Here is a 5,089-nt window from a genome sequence, read left to right as displayed (position 1 = left end):
AAAAAAGGCCGTCTGAAATCTTTCAGACGGCCTTTTGTTTTAATATTTTGTTTACACTATTCGGCTGCAAGCTCTTGTTCATCCAGCAGTTTTTTCCGAACAATCGCAGGATTGCCCGCAGCCACGCAATAAGGCGGCACATCTTTGGTAACCACCGAACCTGCACCGATTACCGCGCCCTTACCGATGGTAACGCCGCCCATGATAATCGCACGCCGACCAATCCAGACATCATCTTCAATCACAATCGGGCTGATATCTGTATAACCTTCGAAGCGGCGGGTTTCAGGGTTGAATTTGTGGTTGGTCGAATAAAACAGGCATTCCGGCCCCATCATCACGTTCTTGCCGAGGGTCAAACCGCGGCAGATTTCGCAATTTACGCCGATACCCGAATTGTCGCCGACTACCGTATCCGGAAAGACGTATCCGCCTTTTTCAATATTGACGTTTTTACCGATGTTTGGAGAAATACACGCAGCCAAAGCAACACGGAATTTTTGCGCAATCCGGCCGAAGGGTTTGCAATAAGACGGAGGCAACATTCCTCCCCAGACACGCAAAATACGCGTCAATATCCTTTTTTGCATGGATTCCGTCTCCTGTTCGTAAAAGCGTAAATATTAATCAGACTATTATTTTTCTTAAAGTTTCACATCTAGAAGAGGTTTTACATCCTCTTTTCAGTTGAATTACAGCCCGATTACACAATATTTGGTTTGAAACTCTATTCTAAACTGTTCTCGCCTGTTGCGAAACTGCCCGCTATGCAAAATATCCGCTTGACGAAACAGCCAAAAATAGCGAAAATCCCTCGCTTAACTGAAGTACAGGCAAAACCCCTGTGCCCGCTTAATCGAAAGGAAATCAAATGAAACAAGGTATTCACCCGAACTACCACGAAATCAACGTTACCTGCTCTTGCGGCAACAAATTCGTGACCAAATCCGCAATGGAAAAAGACAGCTTCAACGTTGAGGTTTGCTCTCTGTGCCACCCTTTCTACACCGGTACTCAAAAAATCGTCGACACTACCGGTCGCGTGGACAAATTCAACAACAAATTCGGCAACCTGTTCAAACGCTAATTGCCGCTTTGTCAAAAAGACTGCTTCGTGCAGTCTTTTTTGCATTCAGGCCGTCTGAAACCTTTCTTTCAGACGGCTTCGCCATATCGGATAAACATCCTTTCAAATACCCGAAAAAACCAGCGGTAAACATGATTTTTACAAAGTGCCCCGGTCCGGCATATCGCGCAAACCCGTCAAACCCTGTACCATTGCCATTCAAACCAACCGTTTTTTGACCTTCCATGCTGACTTACACACCGCCCGATCCGCGCCGCCCCCAAAAAACCCATGAAAAACCGTGGCTCCTGCTGCTGATGGCCTTTGCCTGGCTGTGGCCGGGCGTGTTCTCGCATGACTTGTGGAACCCTGCCGAACCCTCCCTCTTTACCGCCTCCGAATCCATGAAAAACGGCGGCAGCCTGTTAATTGCACAAATCTTCGGCCAACCCGACTTCACCATCTCCCCTGCTTTTTTATGGGCGGCAACCGCATTCCAAACCCTATTTTCGCCTTGGGCGGCCGATGCCTATGATGCCACGCGTTTTGCCGGCGTGGTATTCACCGCCATCGGACTGACCGCCTGCGGTTTTGCCGGCTTCAACTTTCTCGGCAGACACCACGGCCGCAGCGTTGTCTTGATCCTTATCGGTAGTATCGGTTTACTGCCCATCGCCCACTTCCTCAATCCCATGTCGGCCGTCTTTGCTGCATTTGGATTGATTCTGTGCGGCTTCTCACTGGCACGCCGCCGCGTCATTATTGCCATTTTGCTGTTGTGCGGCGGCTGGGTTTTACTCTCCCTTTCCTCAGGCTATCTGCTGACTGCAGCCATGATTTTTTTGGCACTTGCCCTGTCGTTCCATTCCACTTGGCAAAGCAAACGCTATCTGCTGACTCTGATTGGCACCATCGTCGTTTCCCTGCCCCTGCTGATTCTGTATCCGCTGGTCTTATCCAAAACCAATCCAGAATGGTTTGATATTTGGTTCAACCATTATTCCTTAGGCGTATTCGGCGGTTTCCATCAGATTCAGACGGCCTTCAACCTGCCCTATTATCTGAAAAACCTGCTGTGGTTTGCCCTGCCTGCTTGGCCGCTGGCGGCATGGACGCTCAGTCGCACGCGTATCCACGATAAAAACTGGGGCATTCTGAGCCTGTCGTGGCTGGTTATTATGACAGCCCTACTTGCCATCAACCCGCAACGCCTGCAAGACAACCTCGTTTGGCTGTTGCCGCCGCTCGCCCTGCTCGGCGCGGCACAACTGGACGGCCTGCGTCGCGGTGCAGTGGCATTTATCAACTGGTTCGGCATCATGGCATTCGGTTTGATTGCCGTCTTCCTGTGGCTGGGCTTTTTCGCCATGAACTACGGCTGGCCTGCCAAACTGGCCGAACGCGCCGCCTATTTCAGCCCGTATTACATCCCCGACATTGACCCGATTCCGATGACCGTCGCCCTGCTGTTTACCCCGTTATGGCTCTGGGCGATTACGCGTAAAAACATCCGTGGCCGCCAAGCCGTAACCAACTGGGCAGCCGGCGTTACCTTAGCCTGGGCCTTGCTGATGACCCTGTTTTTACCGTGGCTCAACGCCGCCAAAAGCCATGCGCCGGTGGTACACCAAATGGAAACCGCACTTTCTTCCGAATTGAAACAGAAACTTTCAGACGGCCTCGAATGTATCAGCATCGACGGCCAAGACCAGCGCACACGAATCGCATGGACACAATACAGCCATATCAAAACCACGACCGACAACCCGACCTGCCGCTACCGCCTCATCCGCCAAGCCGCCAACATCGGCGTACCTTCAGGTTGGCAAACCTTGTGGCAAGGCGCAAGACCGCGCAACAAAACCGAAACTTTCCTATTGCTGGAAAAAACTGCGGCGCAGTAAATCACACCAGCCTCAAAACTGAATATTCCCAGTTCAACAAAGGCCGTCTGAAAGAACTTTTATCCTTTCAGACGGCCTTTGACTTACTTTAACACCGCTTCCCGTACAATGGCCCTTTTCCCTTATCTGCCTAAAAACATGAAACCCAACCGCCTTTTGCCCCTCGTCCTCTTATTGACCGCCCTCTCCGCCCATGCCAAAGATTTCATTATCTACGACCGCATGGACTATGTCGGCAAACCCGACCTGACTGCCGACAAACTCTCCAAAGTGTTCTTGGTTTACGAAAGCGAGCTGGTCAAACCCGATCCGACGGGCAAACGCAAACACGGCGTACTCAACGAAGCGCGTATCCGCGAATTGGCCAAACAATCGCGCCGCGAAGGCTACCGCACCATTTCTACCGACATCGAAAGCTGGTTTGCCGAAAAAGACGGCCAACTGCTGACCCCTGACGAATTGAGAACCGACTTCGCGCGGATGTACCAAATCTTTAGAGAAGAAAACCCGCGCGCCTTCATCAGTAACTACGGCATGCCTTCCGAACACCTGCACGGCATCCGCCACTACCGCCCCAACGTTGACAACGAAGCCATCTTGGCCAAATGGCGGCAAGTCAGCAAACGCCGTGCGCCCACCGCCGCCATCAGCGACTATGCCAATCCTGTGTTCTACATCACTTCCCCCGATTTGGTGCAATGGGAAAAAGACGTGAAAACCGCCGTTGACGACATCCACCAACGCTTTCCCAACAAAAAAATCATCGGCTACATCTGGCCGCAATATTATTCGGCCACCAACAGCCCTTATTTCAAGCAGTTCATCGACCCCGTCCGCTGGCGTAAAATGCTCGAAATCAGCAAAAAATACACCGACGGCGTGATCATCTGGTCGGACAAGCGCGATGAAAACAACCAAATCGTGCGTTGGAACGATCCGCGCATCCAAGCCACGATGAAAGCAACTCAAGCCTTCATCAATGCCAATGCCAAAGAAATCAAGGTAGAAGGTTTACAGAAATATTAAAAACAAGGCGGGCATGTTTGCCCGCCTCTTTATAATATGCAGTTAATTCCTAATAGTATTCATAAAGCTGTTAGGCATACTGGTCAAAAATCGTTAAAGAAAGGTCAGTAAAAGTGAGAAAACTATCAATATTATCAGATGAGGGATTGGTTCCAATAAGAACAATTCAACAATTTGCTGAAGATGTAGGGGTCGTTTTTCCTGTTTCATATGTATCACTTCTTAGTAAACATGACTATTTATACCCTAAAGAAAATATTTTCAATTTTGTCAATCAATACTGTGAAAATGATGAAAGGGACATTTCATTTTTAGGGTATAAGCAAAATTTAGGCTATGAAGATATTTATAGCTATTCATGTATTGATGATGAATATGGGTATGCAAAAAAAGTGATCGCTTTTGGGATTTCAGCTAATGGCGATTATATCTGTTTTGATTACAGAAAATGCAATGAAAATCCATGTATCATTCTGATGTATCATGATGATTTTTATGAAGATGAGAATGGAGATACGAAAATGGTAACTAACCATATTGCAGATAGTTTTGATGCCTTTTTGGATATGCTATATGAACTTTCAGATTAAGTGTGTAGGTTGAGTTGAAAACCTAACTAAATTAAAAAAAATCGTCTGAAATCAGCAAGCCGTAGCCCATATAAAACTTAAACTCAATAAGTAGCATGTGTGCGGAACGCACGCATGCGGTTCTCAAGGTTTGAGCTAAGAGGCCTTCTGAAAACAGAAAAACCGTTTCAGACGGCCTTATATATTGCCCTTATATATTGCCCTTTGTAAATATTACCTTTACAAACGTAAAAGTATTATTTGCAAAGGGTTTTTATTTAAGGGATACGCCATGAAGAAAGAGATTTTAGAGAGAGAAGCGGCAACGGACGGTTTGGCGGCCGCGCCAGCGGACGGCGAAACGGACGGTGTCGCTTCTTATTCTCCCCCCTCGTCTAACAGGGGGGGTACAGAAATCGAAGACGCCGGAGCATTCCAAGAATCCTTTGAATGTTACGAAACCTACATCTTGGACGGCAAAGGCAATCTGTTAGGTGTTCCGCTCCGTCGTGGTGTTTCAGATT

Annotated in this window: 6 protein-coding genes and 1 pseudogene; 5 read left to right on the top strand and 2 right to left on the bottom strand. The window is 48.2% G+C overall.

The features are described from left to right. Window positions 1–56: 56 nt before the first annotated feature. Window positions 57–590: an acyltransferase gene (locus tag HMPREF2661_RS07625; protein WP_070823127.1), complete on the bottom strand. Its 534-nt coding sequence runs from the start codon at window positions 588–590 to the stop codon at window positions 57–59. A 281-nt stretch (window positions 591–871) separates the two neighbouring features. On the opposite strand from HMPREF2661_RS07625, the gene rpmE reads away from it, so the two are divergent. Then, on the top strand, window positions 872–1,087 hold the full coding sequence (rpmE, locus tag HMPREF2661_RS07620) for a 50S ribosomal protein L31 (RefSeq protein ID WP_003681847.1): 216 nt from the start codon (window positions 872–874) through the stop codon (window positions 1,085–1,087). On the opposite strand, the gene HMPREF2661_RS07615 is transcribed toward rpmE, so the two are convergent. Further along, the gene (locus HMPREF2661_RS07615) at window positions 1,077–1,313 is read right to left on the bottom strand and encodes a hypothetical protein (RefSeq protein WP_070823124.1); all 237 of its coding nucleotides are present in this window, start codon (window positions 1,311–1,313) and stop codon (window positions 1,077–1,079) included. The genes rpmE and HMPREF2661_RS07615 overlap by 11 nt on opposite strands. Here HMPREF2661_RS07615 and HMPREF2661_RS07610 point away from each other — a divergent pair. The 4 genes and pseudogenes from HMPREF2661_RS07610 to HMPREF2661_RS11675 all read left to right on the top strand — a co-directional run. Then, on the top strand, window positions 1,312–2,970 hold the full coding sequence (locus HMPREF2661_RS07610) for an ArnT family glycosyltransferase (protein ID WP_070823121.1): 1,659 nt from the start codon (window positions 1,312–1,314) through the stop codon (window positions 2,968–2,970). The genes HMPREF2661_RS07615 and HMPREF2661_RS07610 overlap by 2 nt on opposite strands. Before the next feature lie 138 nt (window positions 2,971–3,108). Continuing rightward, a complete protein-coding gene (locus HMPREF2661_RS07605) occupies window positions 3,109–3,996 on the top strand; it encodes a hypothetical protein (RefSeq protein WP_234398647.1) in 888 nt (295 codons plus the stop codon). Window positions 3,997–4,109: 113 nt separating this feature from the next. Beyond that, window positions 4,110–4,586, top strand: coding sequence for an SMI1/KNR4 family protein (locus tag HMPREF2661_RS07600; RefSeq protein WP_070823116.1), 477 nt, complete (start codon window positions 4,110–4,112; stop codon window positions 4,584–4,586). Window positions 4,587–4,857: 271 nt separating this feature from the next. Beyond that, window positions 4,858–5,089 (top strand): annotated as a pseudogene (locus HMPREF2661_RS11675) (replication initiation factor); the annotation flags it as partial.

Origin of the sequence: Neisseria sp. HMSC061B04 (genome assembly GCF_001836705.1) — a bacterium.
Taxonomy (GTDB): Bacteria; Pseudomonadota; Gammaproteobacteria; order Burkholderiales; family Neisseriaceae; genus Neisseria.
This window is presented reverse-complemented; position numbering and strand designations above follow the sequence as displayed.